This window comes from Marinobacterium aestuarii (assembly GCF_001651805.1).
GTDB classification, from domain to species: Bacteria; Pseudomonadota; Gammaproteobacteria; order Pseudomonadales; family Balneatricaceae; genus Marinobacterium_A; species Marinobacterium_A aestuarii.
In genome coordinates, this window is record NZ_CP015839.1 from 2,048,477 (window position 1) to 2,065,590 (window position 17,114).

Sequence of the window (17,114 nt, forward strand, 5' to 3'; positions counted from 1 at the left end):
AGACCGTTCCCTATGGGAGCGGTCTGTCTCCCATGGGAAAGTGGATGGTGTCGGGTTATGGCGTTAACAGCAGGTTTTTCGTGACGTTGAACAGTTCGCGCTTCAGGTCTTTCAGGTCGTTGATCACCAGGCTGGAGGGGAAGAACCGCTCGACGGAGCGGGTTTGTATGCCGATGCCCAGCAGTTCAAAGCCACTGCGCTGGCAACGGTTGACGATATCGTGGGCGGCGTTCCAGTCGTCCGGCTCACCGTCGGTTAACACGATCATCAGCTTGCGTTTCTCCTTTTGTCTGAGCAGGTCATGGGCGGCAAACCACATGGCGGAGGCCAGTGGGGTGCAACCTCGGGGTGACTGGGCAAAGCGCGCTGCCTCCCGACGTACGGATTGACGAGGGCGTAACGCCATCGCGACATCTTCAACGCAGCCTGGAAAGAAGCTCACCGCGGTCGATACGCCGGGTATGCCTTCCAGTGCCAGCGCTAAGGCCAGGGCGGCTTCATTGGCGATTTGATAGTATTTGCGGCCGCTGTCAGTGGAGGTTTTGGCCATGGAGCCTGAGACATCGACCAGCAGGTGCACCGCCGCATTCGGTGCCACCCGGTTGCTGCGTGTCAGGAACAGGCGAGATTCGCCGGTCTGGGAACGGGCGAGCCGGTTGTGGGCGACCTGTCGTCCCTGCTGTTTGGCATGGGGCCGGTTGTCCTGACTGGACTGCACCAGGCCCTTCAAGCGGGCACGGACTCGGGCAGACTCTCCTGCTGCGCGTTGCAGAATGGCTGGATCGCCGGGTTGTGCCAGCTCAGGGCGGGGCATGTTAAATGCCGTAGCCCCCTGATGCTGCTGTGCTTCCGCCTGTAACAGGGTCGCGACCTGGGTGAACAGGTCTGCGTTGAATGCACCTTCGCCCGCTGACAGAATCTGCTGCAACACGGGTTCGTTTAGGTCTGAGGACGACGGGTCTTGGTCTGCGGATGAACTGCCTGGCTCGTTTCCGATTGCACGGGCGTCGTGTTGGCCCGCCGGTCGCGGTACCTGTTCAGCATCCTCTTTAAACTCCTCAAATAGTTGAATAATGGCATCAGCACTCTGCAGGGCGTCTGCCGTGGACGCCAGACCTTGGATGGCATCCGCGATAACCGTCAGGCGTGACAGCACATCCGCCGGAAGCTGGGTACTGAATTGGGCGTCTACTACCAGATACAGCGGTTCCAGTATCGACTGACCCAGTAACCGGCTCCGCAGCCGGAACAGCAACCAACTCTGTAACAACGTAGCGGGGTGGTTGTCCGTGGGCACCCTGAGCTGCTGGTGATCCACCATGTATCTCAGCACCTCGTGAATGGTGCGACGGGTTCCGGGGTAATCCTGGGCGAGTGCAGCTTCTATACGGATGTCTTCGATGATGTTCAACAGTGCCTTGCGCAGCGGGCGGGAGGCCGCTGCAGCCACCACGTCAAAGTCGGTATGGCGGATATGCGCCGCCTCATGGGCCAGATAGCCCCAGGCGACCTGCTGGAAGCGTGGGTCATCCGGATTGGCGGCCGGTATGACGATGTTCTCACCGTCGGTATAGGCGTCCTGACCCTGGATGAGGACTTTGACGCCAAACTTTTCACCATAGGCCGCAGCCACGATCGGCAGTGCATTCTTCAGTGGATGGTTCATCTTTAGCTCCTTTGCAGGGGCGCGACGCCCCGCGGGGAGCGACACCCCAGTTGGGTTAGTGGATTGGCCGGGTGACAGATCACCTGAACGGGTCTTTTTATGCTGTTGTTCCCACCCTTCGTTTGGTGCGCTCAGGCAGGGTCTGCTGGCAGGAACACCATTGCCGTTACCCAGAGACCTGCGGCATCGGCGGATGAAACAACCAGCGGGTTTTTCGGAATGACGACGCTGTGGGTGGCATAGCTCTGTTGTGCGATGTGGCGGCAACGCTGAACGTCGAACAACTGCTCGCTGTCGACCGGCTCTATCAATGCTGAGAGTTCAGGCTCCAGTCGTTGCAGTTCTGTAGCTGAGTGCAGATGGAGGTTTGAGGGCATGGTGATATCTCCGTGTTTGGTACTCTGGGCTAGAAATAGAAGGACCCTGGCTGGGCAGGAGGCGCCGGTGTGCGTGACGGCAGCGTCGCTGGTCTGGAACCTGGACCGGTGTGCGGCTTTGAGTGCGGCGAGGACCGCGGTGCGGAATGGGTATCCTCATCGGTGGGTATGTCGACTTGGGGAAGGGTGCTGGCCAACACATGCTGCAGCGTCAGTTGCCCTTCGCCATGACGCTTCATTTTGTCCGGATCGGACAGGATCAGAATAAGGGCCAGCAGTTCATGGTACTGGTGACCCGTTATCGGCCCGGTGTTGGGAAGTTGCGGAAAGAGCCGGTCCATTGCATCGACCATCGGTTGTACGCGGTGATCCAGAAAGGACAATCCGTTGAGCTTGTCATGCAGGCGCCGCAGGGGATTGAGGGAGCGCTGACTGATCTGGTTCTTGCCGGCGACGGAACGTTCAAACAGTTCATTGGCATCCCGGGCCACTTCGCACAGGAGGGTATGCCCCATGCCGTTGACCTTGTCATCCAGCGGGGCAGCCTGGCGGGAGGGCTGTATCCGGTAGACCGTGTAATCGAACTGCAGCCGCTGGGCGACATCAGCGACCGGGGCAATGGCGCGACGAATCGCCTCCGCAAAGTTGGGGTGTTTGGCGATCCAGTCATGGGTGACCTGATCATAGTTATCGAGGAAAGCGCTTTTGCAGGCCGCAAACTCCCGACCAATCCGGTCCAGCTCCGGCAGTATCTGCTCGATACGGGCCTCAGGTACCGCATAACCGCCAAGGAAGCGCACACCGATCTGCTCGCACAGGCGCTGCGCTTCCTTCTTCAGGCGCTCAAACTGCGAGAGGGCTTCGGGATCACAGATCTTCTTGCTGCCCAGGCTCGCGACATCGGTGGGGGGCAGTTCACTGCCATCGACGAGACGCAGGTCCTCGGGACGCAGCTTTTTACGGCCACTCCAGATGGAGCAGTCGATGTGGCAGATCACCAGTTTTTCCAGGGTCTTAATGCTCATGAGGGTGGTTCCTTGATAGATGGGGGGGCGCGCCAGCCTGATGGATGACGCGTCGCCGGGGTCGTTATGCGGTCGGTGGTAATGGCGGTTGGCGGTGTTGAGGGTGGTGTTGTTGGCGATATCCAGGGAGCCTGTGTCATGCCTCCCAGTGATCCCCAAAGACATCGGCCGCGATACGGTGAATGGCGTCGCGCTGCTCCGGTTCTGCCCGGGCGGTCAGCGCACGGATCAGGGCGTATTCCACGGCATTGGGCGCGCCCTTGAAGGCCAGCGTGAGCTTGGCCCAGCGCAGCAGGGTGCGCGTTGACAGAGTGATACTGAGCTCGGCGCCGTTGTCGGCACCCCCGATAAACAGGCGTCGAATATCGTTGGCCACCTTCACCATCTTCTGTCGGAAGAGCTCCGGTAAGGCGGGCACGACACGTTCGAGTATGGCTTCTTCTATAGCCCTGTCGGCATAGCGGGCCTCAAGGAGGCGAAAGCGATCAAGAAACGCCAGGTTCTGTTGCAGAACGCCCTGATACAGCCCCGTCTGGTCACCGCTGCCGGCACTGTTGCCGGTGGCGATGAAGCGGAACTTGGGATGGGGCAGAATGATCTCCCCGCCGTTCTGCGCGATCACCAGTGGCGCACCCTCAAGGATGTCATTGAGCCCGGCCAGTTCCGCCGGCTCCGCCAAGTCCAACTCGTTGATCACCAGCAGGTGGCCATGCTTGACTGCCAGGGCCAGGGGGCCATAAACAAAGGCCATGTTGCCGTTGACCAGGGTGTGGTGACCGGTGAGGTCGGCCAGCTCCAGTCGACCATGAGCCGTGACCTGCTGGACGGGCCAGTGCAGGCGCGCGGCGATCTGGCAGATCAGTGATGTCTTGCCGCATCCGGTGGGGCCGCTAATGTACAGACCGTCACCGTCCGGGTTGGACAAAAAGGCCAATACGTCACGCAGATCCTCCTTGCGAAACACATACTCATCTCTGCGGCGCGGGATGTTGGGGTGATCACTGTCAGGGCCGTATCCTTCGAGCACAAAGCTGTCGGGCGCGGGCACGTTGAAGGTGGTGTTTACCTGAACCAGGTAGTGCGTGGTATCCGTCATGATTAACCTCGGCATAAATGCAAAAGCCCCCGAGACCGAGAGGTCAGGGGGCTTTTAGTGATGGAGTGATGGTTGTGGATGGCGCGAAGGTCGGCGACATACGCCGGCTATTCAGAAATAAAATGAGCGGGGTTGCTGTGGGGACAACGTGGACTGAAGCTGATTGTCGGGCGTATTGCGCCCCTGAGCCGTGTGCTCCTCAGTTGGGACCGTTGCAGGAATGGTCGTGTCTGTCGTCTCGGGCTGAGTGACGGTGAGGCGAATACGCTCCGCCGCGGGCTTGCGGTATGGCGATAGTGTGGCTTCATCGATCCCGCCCAGTTGCTCGGCAATGAGCGCGGGATAGTCGACAGTACCATTGACCCAATAGCGGCAGAGCTTGATGCCGGCATACTCGGCATGGGCGAAAGCGCCCATCATCGCCACCAGACGCTGCTGTACCTCGGTCATGGCCTGCTTATGGGTGTTGAGTTGTTGCTCCAGTGCTTTGGCTTGATGGTTCACCTCCAGATAATGGTGGGACAGGGCCGCCCAGCGCGACTGATCCGCCCCCGCGGGGACAAAATAATCTCGCTCCGGGCATTTGGCGGGTTCCTGCCGGGTCTGGATCAGCGTCCAGAACTGACGGGCGTTCTCCTCCAGCGTTACAAGGAAGGCATCATCCCGGGCAATCTCGAACTCGATCAGCTCATCGGCGTAAAAGAACGCCAACCAGCCGCGGGACGCGTTGGCGACGAGAATCTGGTGCTGCACCTGAACCCAGTACAGCTGATAGGCACTGCTCTGTTCTGCGGCTGAGCGTACTTCCTCGAATACGTTGGCGGTTGGGCATTTGAGTTCGACCGGCTCACCGGCATTGTTGATGCCATCGAAGCTGGCACGCAGCAGGGGGTTGTGGTCCGCTTCTGCACACAGCGGCAGCAGCAGATCCTGGTGCGCCTGCTCAAAGGCCAGGCGAGCTTTGGGTTCCAGTTGGATACCGCGTTGCACGTTAGGGTTAGCGGACAGATCATCCGGCAGTACCAGTGCCGTTTTTTCGGCCCACAGGCGCCAGGGCGTTTTATAGGGCGAACGGTCCATGATGACTGGCGCTTCCGACGCCGTGATACCGCCATTACGCCACTGGTGCCAGGCGGGTGTTCGCTGGGAGAGATCCACGATACGCATGCAGCCTCCTGAACGGGAGACAGCACCCGGCCGGGGTGACGGTCTCCCCGGATGGGTTAGTGGGAAAGGCTCAGGACGCCTGGCGCGCCTCAAGCGGTACGGGGATCAGCTGGCGAGCGATATGAATCTGCTGCTGAGCAAACGCCAGATCCGTTCCCTGGAAGTGCTCCTGCGCGTATTCCAGCGCGCTATTCCAGGCGCCGGCCGCCTCGGCCCGTTCGATGAGTTTGCTGACCAGGCCCTGGGTCCGCGCAGGAACCTGAGCGGGATCGGCCAACTGAGGTTCAAATACGACCGTGGCCTGGGCTTCAATAATCCGCTCGGCTTCATCCTGATCGAAGATGCCGACAAAGCCGAAGGCAAGGCGCGAACACTGAATCATCGCCTTGTGCCGGAGCATGCGTTTGGTGTGGGTCTGCCAGGGGCCGCTGTTACGGTAAGGGCCGTTGCTGCCAACTCCCTCAAACGGTGGGCGGTAGACCTCATCCAAGTGCTCCGTGATCTTGACAGGATGCGAGCGGTCACGCCGGTAAATGATGCACTCCATCCATTCAGGGCATTCTTTGGCACCATCCGGCGTCACGCGGGAGTCGGCACTGCGAAACTCCATGCCATCGAATTGGTCGTGCTGGTTGATGATTCGTGACCAGCCATCGACCCCAACCACCGGTATGATCCCGGCGTGCTTGTCCGGAAAGGCATAGATCTCCCGGGTGAAGGGGTTGAGGCCGTACTGATCCGCCACGACCAGTAACGCCATCATCTGTTCGTTGCTCGGCGCACTGCCATCTCGCTGTCGGAAAGCAGTGGCCTTGAGCGTCTCGAACAGCTTGGCGGGATCGACATTGAAGCGTTCGGCAAAGCGCGCGGTGAGTTTGGGATTATTCATGGCGATTCCCTCCGCCCAGGGGAGGGTCGGACAGCATCAGTGAGAAGGTATGGCCGCAGTCGCGGCACTCATAGTTGTCGAGTACGCGCTCATCGACCACTGCACCGACCTTGGCGCCCGCGACACTGCCCGATGCTCCGCCAATCAAGCCGCCAATAATGGCGCCAGCAATACTGCCCACGGCAATCCCCACCGGACCACCAACCATACCGACAGCCATACCTACCCGCGAGCCGGACAGAGCGCCACTGATGCCGGTCACCGTACCGGCCACACCGCCAGTGACAGCACCAATCTTCTTGCCATAGTTACGGGTAAACACCTGCGTCGAACCGCAGGCTGAACAACGAATAATCATGAGAAATCTCCAGATACGAAAAGAAAGTCTGAACAGGGCCGCGAGAATTCAGGGCCCAAACACACGCCACCTTGTGCGTGGTCAGGTAGGTAATATGTATCTGAAATAGTTTTGAATCAGGGGATGCTTGCTGCCGTGGTCTTGGAGCGAGGGTAGGTACTCTTAGGGAAGATGCGAACAAGTCCCCAGCTATGAGAAAATCCCGCGTCTTCAATCGACCAGACCCTGAGGCATGGAACAGCAACTGAGCTTCGCCGACAGCGAGTACCATCACAAGCGCCACCGTACGCGTAAGGAAAAATCTCTCGCCCGGATGGAGGAACCGGTGCCTTGGCAGCGTTTGGAGGCTGTCATCGAACCGCATTACCCCAAAGCAGGTAACGGTCGTAGCCCTATCCGTTGATGACGATGCTGCGTATCCACTGCATGCAGCAGTGGTACAGCATGAGCGATCCGGCGATGGAAGATGCACTGTATGAGATCGCCTCGATGCGGCTGTTCGGGGGGCTCTCGCTGGACAGGCCCATTCCGGATCTCACCACGATTATGAACTTCCGACATTTGCTGGAACGCCATGGCTTGGCGCGTAAGATCTTTGAGGCGGTCAATGAGTGGCTCACAGAGGCCGGCGTGCAGCTAAAGGAAGGCACGTTGATGGATGCCACCATCATCGAAGCGCCCGGTTCAACCAAGAACAAAGCGGGCGAGCGCGACCCCGAGATGCATCAGACCAAAAAAGGGAATGCTTGGCACTTTGGTATGAAAGCTCATATCGGGGTCGATGCCAGAACCGGTCTGACCCATAGCTTCACCACGACGGCAGCCAATGAGCATGATCTCAACCAGGCTCACCACCTGCTCCACGGGGAAGAAGCCTTTGTCTTCGCTGACTCGGGCTATCGAGGAGCGGAGAAGCGCGATGCACTAAAGGACTCCGACGTTGACTGGAATATTGCCGAGCAACCCAGCAAGGTGAAGGCCCTCAAGCAGAGTCCCCGGCTCAACAAAGTGGCACTGAAAATCGAGTACTTGAAAGCCAGCATTCGTGCCAAGGTCGAGCACCCGTTCAGGATCATCAAATGTCAGTTCGGTTTTACCAAAGCCCGCTACCGTTGCTTGATGAAGAACGACAACAAGCTGGCCATGCTATTTGCCCTGGCGAATATCGTTCGAGTGGGTCAGATGATCCGGGCGTAGGACAGGTACGCCTGCATGTCGGAAAATCCGAATGCAGGCATCAAAATCTGAACAAAAAAGTCATTCTGGCGACCATGCCAGCTCAAATCAGCAGTCGTTTATCGAACTGCGACTTATTCGTAGCTTCCTTAGCTCCTAGCGAACAATCCCACCCCGTAGATAAAGACTCGTGATTTGAGACCTTGGGGTAGGTATCTCCGCGGCGGGATGATCTGCCTGCGTTTCAGTCTGCAACTCGATCGCGAAGTGATGGAAATCAGTGGTCACAGGCGGCATTAATAGGAAGATGCGATTGTACTCGAATGGCATTGAGTTCCGAATAATTTTCTCGATATCAGCAACATAGCTCTTTGCTTCCGCAACGCTCATTTCTGCGAGCACCGGAATATTGAACCGTAGCTCATTCGCGTCGGTAATCGTGCCGCCATGGTCCCAGAATACACGGACATGTCCCCCATCGAACTGCTCGGGATAAGATGCGATTGCCATGCAAAGGCCAGCGACTTCAAAATAGCCCGCGTCGTCCCAACTGATTATTCGTAGTGCCGGTGTATCCGCCATCACCGGTCGAGGGATCGCGACAACGCACATACAAGGATTGGTGATCTTATTACTTGCTACGCCATCCCGCGAGTTAGCAGTGAAAAGAACGAATTCGAAGCCAGTCTGGTGGGCCGGTACGACGATCTCGACGCTGTCGGAGGATTCGATTGTCCCGGTCGAATTGGCTTTGAACAGCGCACTGAGCCCCTCCATGAAATCTGCATCTTTCATCTTGGGTTCGATCAGGCGTTGGATCAGTCCGAGGCGTACCGCAGGCTTGGTTTCGCGGCGCACCGCGGCGAGATAGGCGTTTACATCGTCGTCGTTGGCAAAGTGGCGGGCGAGCGCGAAGGACAGCACTGCGGTTTCCTGCGACCGCCAGATATTGAACGATTGGGCAGGTGGATCACCGGTCCCGCGGGGCAGGGCTAACGAGGCGCGTGCCTCGTTGGTCTCGCCATTGGGCAAGGCCGTCCAAGTGATGGCCCAGGGCTGGACGTCGAGCACTGGCGGTCGCGGATCGCGTACCTCGCTGGCTAATCGCGGCAGGGGCGGTTCGGTGCGCCTTGCCCCGCTCACCTGTTCGCTGGCATCGGCGACGAGGTCAAGCAGGAGCGGTAGAGCGGGATCCTTGCGTAGCGCCATAGCGTCGCGTACGGTGCCGAGCGGGATCGTCAGTTCGTAGTGCGAACGATTTGCTGCCAGTTTGGCGTGCGGCTGTGGAGGCGGAATTTCGGCAATCGCCACACCGGCCGGCAGTTCCAAGCTATTCATCGGTGCGCCATTCATGTCAAACTCGATTTGGAGCGCTGTTCCTGTTGGGAATGCGGGGCAGGACAGTCCATCGCCAGGCTTAAGCTGCTTGTTTCGACCTTCGGGTGGATCGTTCGACAAGGCAAGGCCGAATGCCACAGACTGCAGGTTACGAATGGTGCGATCCCATTCGAAGACGACAGTAGCGCTGATCGTCTCGTCGGCATTATAGCCTATCTGGCAGGAGATGAGGACTGGCGTCCCGACCGGCCTGGGCAGTAAATGGCATGGGGCCGATTCGCGTCGAGGCCATCGGCCGAATATGTCGCGCGGATGGAGCCTGATGGCAACGTCGGCTTCTTCGGTCAGCGGAACGTCGAAAGTACCAAGCCAAAGCTCGGGCGCGCCTGTTTTGTTGGCCCGATTTGGATCAGGAGTGTTCGGATAGAATGCCCGCGGTTTGCTCCGTTCCTCGATCACCTGCTCGGCGTTGGTCTCATCCTCTAGCGACACATAGGCAATCAGCGAAGAGGCATTCGGATGGAGTCTGGTTTTGATAGCAGCCGAGGCCGGCTTGTCCCGTGCCTCCGGCTCGAAATAGTCTACCGCTTGGCTTTTGGGCTGCAGGCTATCGACGGGAAGATCAAGGCCTGCGAAGCCGAATTCCTCAACGAGCGCGCCGATTTGGGCGTCGTAGAATTGCCCGCCGACCCTGATGAGCGGATAAGGCATATGTCCTTTGGCAATGAGATCGAACGCGGCGTCCATACTTCTTATGAGCCCGATGAAATAATCCTTCCTGGCCCTGGGAATGGTGACCGCATTTCCGAGCGTCAAGGCCTCGACCGGTCCTTGGCGAGCTAGGAGATTCAGGATCTGCGCGTAGGTGAGCGACATCGTGTCGGTCCCGCGACCGGACGGCCCAGCGTCGACTGGGGCCTCGAAGCGCTCGGCGGGGTGTTGCAGATAGAAGTTAAGATGGTCCGCCAAAGCCGCCACCGCGTCTTCGCCATGAATCGCCCCCGCGATGGTATTCGGGTCCTGTCGATGAACCGCATCCTCCAAACGTTGGAGCGCGGGCGGCAACGTGTTGGCACGCGCAAGCCCGTCTGCGCACTGCCGAAGGGTCAATGCCTGCATCGGCGAGAGGTTGGGCAAGCTAAGATAGGATTGATTGTCGTAGGGCCAGGGCGACGGCTTGTTTTGCGGCTCAAAGGCAGGACCGACAGACGCGACAAGATCGAATTGGAATGTATAGAGCAGCTCCGGCGTCACGGTGAAAGCGGCGATGTCGGAGATTTCCACGTCAGCGCTCGCGCAGATCTCGAATATGTTAGGCCCGAAGAAGGCGCATTTGCGATCTGTCGCGTCGACGGCGAGCCTTGTACCGTAGATCTCGCTCCCATCGAAGCTGCGACAAAAGAGCTCAGCGCCGTCCTCTTTAGCTTTTGCTATGAGCCCGAGACACAGAATGCCCCAGGGTCGAATGGGACCGGGGTCGAAAAGGGAATCGACATACCATCTGTGGCTATTGGCCTTACCCAAACGAATCGAGCGGGGGTAACTAGCAAATGCATACTCATAGGGCTCGCCTGCGACCTCGACCGTGTAGGGCCGAAAGGGAAGCCCACGCTCGTCAGTTGCCGCGACAACCCAGTTGATCGTCATGAAATGATCAATCTGATCGACCCCGGGGAGGCCGAGCGTCGCGATATCGCCTGCGCCGCCGTAGGGTGGCTCGTCTATTTCCGCAGGAAACTGGGCGAAGCGCGCAGCGATTCGATGCGAATAGTTCATCGGTCGAACTCCGTTGCCGCTATTCCGATGAGATCCACCACGACCTCGGCATCGGCGTACGGTAGATAGTAGGGAGGATGGTCCTTAAGGGCGACCGTCAGCCGACCCAAGGCCTCGAGCTGCGCGCGATCGGGGATGATGACAATCATGGTTCCGCTGCTCGACAGGAAGAGGCGCTCGGCGGCTTGGCTCTTCTCGAAGATTGGATAGCGCGTCGTCACCTCCTCGAGATGAAGCACTTCAGCGGTATTGAGCCCGTTGGTTTCCTTTCGTACGTGAACGCTGCTCGTGTGCCTGGATATTGGCTCTCGGCTCCTGAGGACTACCGCCACGCATTCGGGTTGTTCGACCTTGCCACCCCAGACGAGTAATGTTTCTGTCTCGCCGTCAAGCGCCGAGCGCGCGCCCGTCGCCCGGGTCAGAAAGTCCTCCAGCAATTGGTCCTCGATAATCGACAGTGTGTCGGGCACCACTGGCGGCGCCTCGCCGGCGAGGTCGCTGTCGCGATATTCCTCGCTGACGCGAGTGGGCTTGGCGAGAGAGTCCAGAGCTTGGAGAAGTGCCTGTTTATTGGCGAAAGCGGACGGTTGAAGAAGCCGGCTGTGCTTCGCTGGTCGCGCGAACGCGTCGGCGTGCGCCCTGATGTCGGGATGAATCCCGGTACGGAAGTGCCAGCGGAAGAAGGGTTTTTCGGCTTCAGGGGAGTATGGCCAAGGGACGCCCGTGCTATCCACAATGTCCAAGGTGACTGTATAGCCCCGGAGCGGCTCGAGATCGGCTTCGATCCCAAGCCAAATGCCGTCGTCGAGCGAGATTTCCTTAGCGATGCATCCGAGTTGGCCCTTCGCGATGGCCGTCTTGATCGCTCGTAAAAGTGCCGATGGCAGCGCGCGGAAGTGCTTGCGCGTCAGTCCGACAGGGTTTTTCTTGAGATTAAGCAAGTCTGCCGGAGGGTAGATGCGACCCGCCACCCAGTCGACCACCTGCCCGCCGGTATTGCCGGAGACCGGATTGTTGCCGTCCTCGGCTACGGAAATCTTGAGCGCGGCGCCCGGAAACTTGGTCAGAATTTTGAGGATGTCGCCAGAGGACAGCGAGAAGCCGAACTGCTGTCCGGGCGGATGGAAACGTGCCTCGTGTTCGGGGTAGGTTCCGAGCAGGTAGGGCGCGAGCGTGCGAGGTGGATTGGCTTCGGTCGTGAACACGTAACGTTCGGTTTTTCTGCTTTGGATGACACCAGCGCCCCTCGTGCTCCACGTCAGCTGCAATTGATACTCGCGGTCGGGCTCGAGAACTGGCGCAGGACGTGGCTGCAAATAGGCTTCGAGCTCTTTGACGACTCCCTCGTTAAATTTTTTCTGCTCGATATGGCGACGATATTCCTCGATACTCAGATACTTGCACGCTGCGATATAGACCGGGGGAGGCCGGTCGTCGGGGCTGGCCGTTCGAGGCCGAAGCTGAACAATAAGTTCGACCGGGGGAGCCATCTCGTCCCAAAGATTCTCATCGCAAAGCTTGATCGTCAGTTGGGCAAACTGCAGAGCACCATAACCGGGTACATCAACGAGAGCCATGGAGCTCTCCACGGCGGGGCGCCAAGTGTCGGAATCCTCGTGGAAATTGGCGGCGCTGGTGGAACTTGTGTCGAGATTGACCTCGACTGCGAGGTCGGTCCCGTTCGCGTCGGTGCAGCGCACATCGAGTTCACTAAAGTCGAGAGCATTGGTGACGCTACAGGCGAGAAGAATGGTCATGATCGCGCCGCCGCTATTGGGCACCGGCGTCATTCCCGCGCAACTCAAGAAGAGCTCGGTTGGAGGCATATCGGTCTTTAGCGCGAAATTGCAGATTTCCAGGACGCTGACCGGCTCAGGCGCTTGATATGGCTCCTCGTAGCGGACGGCTCCCGCAAAACGAGGAAATCCGTGCAACGGATCTTCGATCCTGCCGTAGCTCGGCCGTTGCTCGACCGAAGCCGCAAGTGTCTCGTGCGGCGACCCCGCGAGCAATTGCTCGATGTTGGCTGAGCGGAACCGGCCTTGAAGCTGCCATTGGCATCTGGATCCTATGTACTTGCCGGAAACTGATCGCTGAGGGAAGAGGTTAAGTGAGAGCTGCGGTCCCAGCGTGTCGCAAATGCCTGTGGTGCTGGTGAGCGCGTCGATCCACCGCTCTATTGTCTCAGGCGAGGCCACGGCATTGGGCGTACCAAACGGGTTACGTGTCAGAAGTGCGAGTGTCATCGGAATGGCATGCCCATCCCCAGGTGATTGCGCATTGCGCCACCAGACCGCGTCGGCATCGCCATGCTTGATAGGTTTATGTGAACCATCGCTTTCCAACGCGCTGAGCGTCACATCGGTGAGAATATAGCCGCCGGTCTTGTCTCCATAGTTGAAAAGGGTTCTGTCTGCAGCGGCCTGGAGTCGCCCGAGAAACCCCTTTTTGCCGCGAAGGTCCGGTGCGCATTCTAGTGAAACGGCGATGACGCAGTCGACTGGGATTTCAGTTAACGTTTTCGCCGCGCCGTTCGCATCAAAAGACGCAATGACCGAGTCGATTTTCGAGATCGCGCCTTGACCAAAGAGCGCGACATTTGTGCCACTTACGAGGCTTATCTTGTTGATGAGCGGAGGAATGGCGATCTTGTTGGGAACTTTTGCGCCGATGCTCGCGGAGACGCAACCGCCAATTCTGGCGAATCCGACCCGGATATGCCCACACAGCTCCCCCGAAAGGCACACATAAATATCGTTGCCGTCATCGTAATATTGAAAGCCGAGGCGACCAGATGAGCTAATCCCGCCGATGAAGATGTAAAGCTCTCCGCTCAACTCGAGCTCGCCTGCCGCATAGATGTTGGTGCCAAGTGACAGGTTGAGGAAGAGCTGCATTTTCATTCTCAGATAGAGCGACCCCGAGCCCAGTTTGACCATGGCCGTTGCGCCGATCGCAAGGGCCAATCCTGGTAAGTCGCGAATGCCTGAAGATCCTGCGGGGATGCTCTTGATCTCATCGCCAGCAACCATTAGATAGCCAGTTGCACCAACGCTGTGAAAGTCGCTGAGCGTTAGCTCGATCCTGTTGGGTCGCTTGAAGTGGCCAATGTAATGATGCCAGCGTGATATGCTGCCCATCGCCCATTCCGTGTCGGTCGTGCCGTCGAGCGTAAGGACGTTGGCGAAGGTAAGGTGGATCGAAGCCCCAGCCCGTATGCGCTTAGTGTTGACGTCGATCTCGAGGATGCCGAGAATCCCAATATTCAGCTTGTCGCCGCTCTCGGCCTTTTCCTTGTTTCCTTTGGGATCTTCCAGAAAGTTAACCTTCATGAATCCGAGGATCTTCGGGCCAGGCAGCTCGACAAGGATGAAGCTGTTTAAGCTCAGGAGCGAGTTGGCGGCATTCGGAACGAGCAACGCGCCGGCGCCGAACGACCAGCGGTCATAGTCTGGTATCCACAATGCCTTGTTCGAAACTGCTGTGATCGCGACATCACCCCCGGCGCGCTGTAGCCAGTCGAGCGCTGGCGGTACGCCGACGACTTTGTTTTCGAGCCGTTTGAGGTGCGTAGTGTAGACCGCGTCCAACCCCTTGATGGCCAAACCGGAACTGGCTAAGGGAACCGGACTGGGCCATTCTACGCGCGCGCCCGCAGCGAACGCGGTGTATGTCCTGTCGTCTTCAACCTTGAGAATCTGAATTGCGCCGCTCATACGCAGGCCAGACAAAAACTTTAAATCCACCGAGCCTGCGACCTCATCGGTAGCGTGGCCCGGCGGCCCGAGGTCGAGAGTGCCTTCGCCGATGACCGCGGGCGTGTTGATACTGAACGTCGACGGGTAGAACTGGATATCCTTGGTCGGCGACTTGAGGTTGAGCGTGGCCTTAATGTCATCTGCTGTTACAACGCCAAGATTAAGGCTAAGCCCGAGAGTCATATTAAGGAAGGGGCGGTCGGTGAGCTGGAAGCCGATCTTCTTTACTGCAAGCAGGCCGCCGAAGTTACCGAAATCCCACGCGCTCGCATCGAGAATCTTGAGATCGAGAGCACCTTGTTCGGCCTGCACCCAGTGTACCTTGCCACTTCTTTGGAGAAGACCTGTGTTCTCGATACGGACAGACATCGCTTTGGTGGACTTGAGTGGAAGCTCGACACTCTGAACCGCAAAGTCAGTCTCGACGTCAAATAGCAATGCGGTGTCACGGCCGCCAGTCGTGCGTTGGCTCAGGAGCCGGACGCCAGTCACCCTAAATTCGTCAGCTCTGACGGCATTCTTGAAGAACCAAGAATCCTCGAGCACTTCTGCTGCGAATAGCGCCCCCGTTAGATCGCCGGTAGCGATCTCGATGAGGCGGACTCGGCTGTCTTTTGAGCTGGAGTTCGATTGGGCCTTGCTGCCCGCCAGTTTGAACACCGGCGCCAGCGTCAGGACGCTCGCCAGATAGCTGAAAGTCGTAGGATCGACACCCAAATCCGCCGCTGTAAGCGTTTTGAGCGTGCCGCGTTCGGCGGCATCGAGTGTGATATCAAGCTTGTAGTCTTCACTACTGCCGGCACCGCCAACACCGACTGACCTGAGGGCGATCACCGCTTTGCGACCGGACAGCCATCCGAATGGATTGCCATTATTGGGAATATCCTTGAATTCGGCGCTCAAGCTGCACAGCCGCAACTTGTTCCCCGCGACTGTTAGCTTGAGCTTTGCCCCTCTCTTCAGGAAACTGAGGTAGCTTTCCCGGTTGCTCGGATCGATTTTGGCGCTGATTGAGGCATAGAAACGGGTGGGCGAGGTTCTGACCGGCGGTTCGTGGAAGGATACTGCCCCGCTCGAGCTGGAGGAGGTTATATCGGCGCCCATAAGGCCGTCATCGAGCCAATGTGCCCCGAGTCCTTCAAAGATCACCCCGCGGAAATCGCTCCCGAACCCGAACTCCCGCTTGGTTTTCGTAAGCGATCCCGCATTTCCGATTGTGCCGTGATCGCCAAGGATCAGGCCTACTTTCGTTAGGTACCCGTCCATGTCGATAGGACATAGACCAAATCGGTAGGATTCGTGTAGTATCCCCGAGAAGCCTACATTTACCCCCGGTGACCAGAACTTAAATGCCACATGCTTGCCGCCGGTCGCCGCAGCGCGTATTGTTGCTATCGCGCCAGTAGCATCGCTTGGAAATTCCTGGCCTTTTCGTTTCCAACGAGTGGTAACGTCGATGCGCGAACGGAGAGCTCCCGGCGCAATTGCCTGCCAATCGTCTCCTTCGGGCACAGTCAGCTCTATAGAGAGACCGTCCGTCAGTTCGGTAAAAAGAGCGGTGTCGTCGTTGCTTCCGTCTCGTGTCTGTGTGAGGAAGAGCCTTAGGCCGACAGTTTCGTCGGTGCCCGCAACTACATAGTGAAAGTCATTACCAATGGTCGCTGGATGAAAGCCTCTTTGCGAGACGATGAACTGCGCATTGAAGAGGATCAGCACGATAGAAAGTTGGTCAAGGGAGTTTTCGGAAAATTGCGCGACTACCTCCGCGATATAGCGGCCGGACGTGTGCTGGGACGATGCGGAAAGGTGCCCGAACGAGAACCAGGAGGCAGGCGCGTCAAATGCTCGGCAGACTCGATACTCAAGAGCATTTGGATCTTTATCGATTGCTTGAAACAGGCCAGCTGCTTCGCCCGGATCGACTGCCCAATCGAAGGCGTCTGAAGATAGATCGCGAAACATTTTGATCGAATTGGCATTGTGGGAGGGCACGAAAGCACCCAACGAAGCCTTCCTGTTTTCCGCTTCCGGCATCGCTATCCCCTTGAATAGTTCGAAGGCAAGTACGCCTAAGTCATTTAAACCGGCTTTGTCAAACCTCTTCCGTTAAGTCATTAGTATGCCTAGTGCTTGAAAGTTAACGCTCTTGGAACGGAGGCGTGCGATCAACGCAAAAACTTTCCATAGCATTTATGGCAATGTTTACTTGGAATTACATTAAATATTGGTTTTTTAATGCCTCGTCTGGAGTTTGCAGATTGCATTCGCTCTTCCAGATTACACTCGGACAACCGATATCCTGCAGGAACCGTTGCAACGTCTGCCGCTGACTAAGCTTTGGAGTGGGCGCTTTTGTCAATTAAATTTAGTTTCCGAAGTCTCAGGTTTCTGCCCAACGTCTGTGAGTGACCGCGAGCCTAGATCGATGGCTGACCTGTTGTTACTATTCGTTCTTATGGGAATCTGGAGGTATGGTCGCTGGTCCATC

9 protein-coding genes and 1 pseudogene are annotated in these 17,114 nt (G+C 57.9%); 1 reads left to right on the forward strand and 9 read right to left on the reverse strand.

The window, feature by feature from the left end; genetic code table 11:
* Window positions 1-55: 55 nt before the first annotated feature.
* The 7 genes from A8C75_RS09040 to A8C75_RS09070 all read right to left on the reverse strand — a co-directional run bounded on the left by A8C75_RS09040 (window position 56) and on the right by A8C75_RS09070 (window position 6,578).
* Entirely contained in the window at window positions 56-1,666 is a 1,611-nt protein-coding gene (locus A8C75_RS09040) for a VWA domain-containing protein (protein WP_067380994.1), read from the reverse strand.
* 131 nt (window positions 1,667-1,797) lie between these two features.
* Window positions 1,798-2,043 carry a hypothetical protein gene (locus A8C75_RS09045; RefSeq protein ID WP_067380997.1) on the reverse strand — a complete coding sequence of 82 codons (246 nt, stop codon included), beginning with the start codon at window positions 2,041-2,043 and terminating at the stop codon, window positions 1,798-1,800.
* A 29-nt stretch (window positions 2,044-2,072) separates the two neighbouring features.
* Window positions 2,073-3,068 (reverse strand): DUF3150 domain-containing protein, encoded by a 996-nt coding sequence (locus A8C75_RS09050; protein ID WP_067381001.1) that lies wholly within the window; start codon window positions 3,066-3,068, stop codon window positions 2,073-2,075.
* A gap of 136 nt (window positions 3,069-3,204) precedes the next feature.
* Window positions 3,205-4,164 (reverse strand): AAA family ATPase, encoded by a 960-nt coding sequence (locus tag A8C75_RS09055; protein WP_067381004.1) that lies wholly within the window; start codon window positions 4,162-4,164, stop codon window positions 3,205-3,207.
* Window positions 4,165-4,275: 111 nt separating this feature from the next.
* On the reverse strand, window positions 4,276-5,331 hold the full coding sequence (locus A8C75_RS09060; protein WP_067381007.1) for a YqaJ viral recombinase family nuclease: 1,056 nt from the start codon (window positions 5,329-5,331) through the stop codon (window positions 4,276-4,278).
* Between the two features lie 70 nt (window positions 5,332-5,401).
* On the reverse strand, window positions 5,402-6,220 hold the full coding sequence (bet, locus tag A8C75_RS09065; protein WP_067381010.1) for a phage recombination protein Bet: 819 nt from the start codon (window positions 6,218-6,220) through the stop codon (window positions 5,402-5,404).
* Window positions 6,213-6,578, reverse strand: coding sequence for a hypothetical protein (locus A8C75_RS09070; protein ID WP_067381013.1), 366 nt, complete (start codon window positions 6,576-6,578; stop codon window positions 6,213-6,215). Before A8C75_RS09070 ends, bet begins: the two co-directional genes overlap by 8 nt.
* Window positions 6,579-6,810: 232 nt before the next feature.
* Here A8C75_RS09070 and A8C75_RS09075 point away from each other — a divergent pair.
* Window positions 6,811-7,775 (forward strand): annotated as a pseudogene (locus A8C75_RS09075) (IS5 family transposase).
* Between the two features lie 135 nt (window positions 7,776-7,910).
* On the opposite strand, the gene A8C75_RS09080 reads toward A8C75_RS09075, so the two are convergent.
* Together A8C75_RS09080 and A8C75_RS09085 are read right to left on the reverse strand one after the other, a co-directional pair.
* A complete protein-coding gene (locus tag A8C75_RS09080; RefSeq protein ID WP_067381016.1) occupies window positions 7,911-10,868 on the reverse strand; it encodes a hypothetical protein in 2,958 nt (985 codons plus the stop codon).
* The gene (locus tag A8C75_RS09085) at window positions 10,865-16,660 is read right to left on the reverse strand and encodes a hypothetical protein (RefSeq protein ID WP_067381019.1); all 5,796 of its coding nucleotides are present in this window, start codon (window positions 16,658-16,660) and stop codon (window positions 10,865-10,867) included. The genes A8C75_RS09080 and A8C75_RS09085 overlap by 4 nt, the downstream gene beginning before the upstream one ends.
* Between the last annotated feature and the right edge of the window lie 454 nt (window positions 16,661-17,114).

What these genes read in the sequence shown, in the direction of transcription:
- A8C75_RS09080 (WP_067381016.1), bottom strand. Translation starts at nt 10,868, where the DNA reads ATGAACTATTCGCATCGAATCGCTGCGCGCTTCGCCCAGTTTCCTGCG.
- A8C75_RS09045 (WP_067380997.1), bottom strand. Translation starts at nt 2,043, where the DNA reads ATGCCCTCAAACCTCCATCTGCACTCAGCTACAGAACTGCAACGACTG.
- A8C75_RS09070 (WP_067381013.1), bottom strand. Translation starts at nt 6,578, where the DNA reads ATGATTATTCGTTGTTCAGCCTGCGGTTCGACGCAGGTGTTTACCCGT.
- bet (WP_067381010.1), bottom strand. Translation starts at nt 6,220, where the DNA reads ATGAATAATCCCAAACTCACCGCGCGCTTTGCCGAACGCTTCAATGTC.
- A8C75_RS09050 (WP_067381001.1), bottom strand. Translation starts at nt 3,068, where the DNA reads ATGAGCATTAAGACCCTGGAAAAACTGGTGATCTGCCACATCGACTGC.
- A8C75_RS09040 (WP_067380994.1), bottom strand. Translation starts at nt 1,666, where the DNA reads ATGAACCATCCACTGAAGAATGCACTGCCGATCGTGGCTGCGGCCTAT.
- A8C75_RS09055 (WP_067381004.1), bottom strand. Translation starts at nt 4,164, where the DNA reads ATGACGGATACCACGCACTACCTGGTTCAGGTAAACACCACCTTCAAC.
- A8C75_RS09085 (WP_067381019.1), bottom strand. Translation starts at nt 16,660, where the DNA reads ATGCCGGAAGCGGAAAACAGGAAGGCTTCGTTGGGTGCTTTCGTGCCC.
- A8C75_RS09060 (WP_067381007.1), bottom strand. Translation starts at nt 5,331, where the DNA reads ATGCGTATCGTGGATCTCTCCCAGCGAACACCCGCCTGGCACCAGTGG.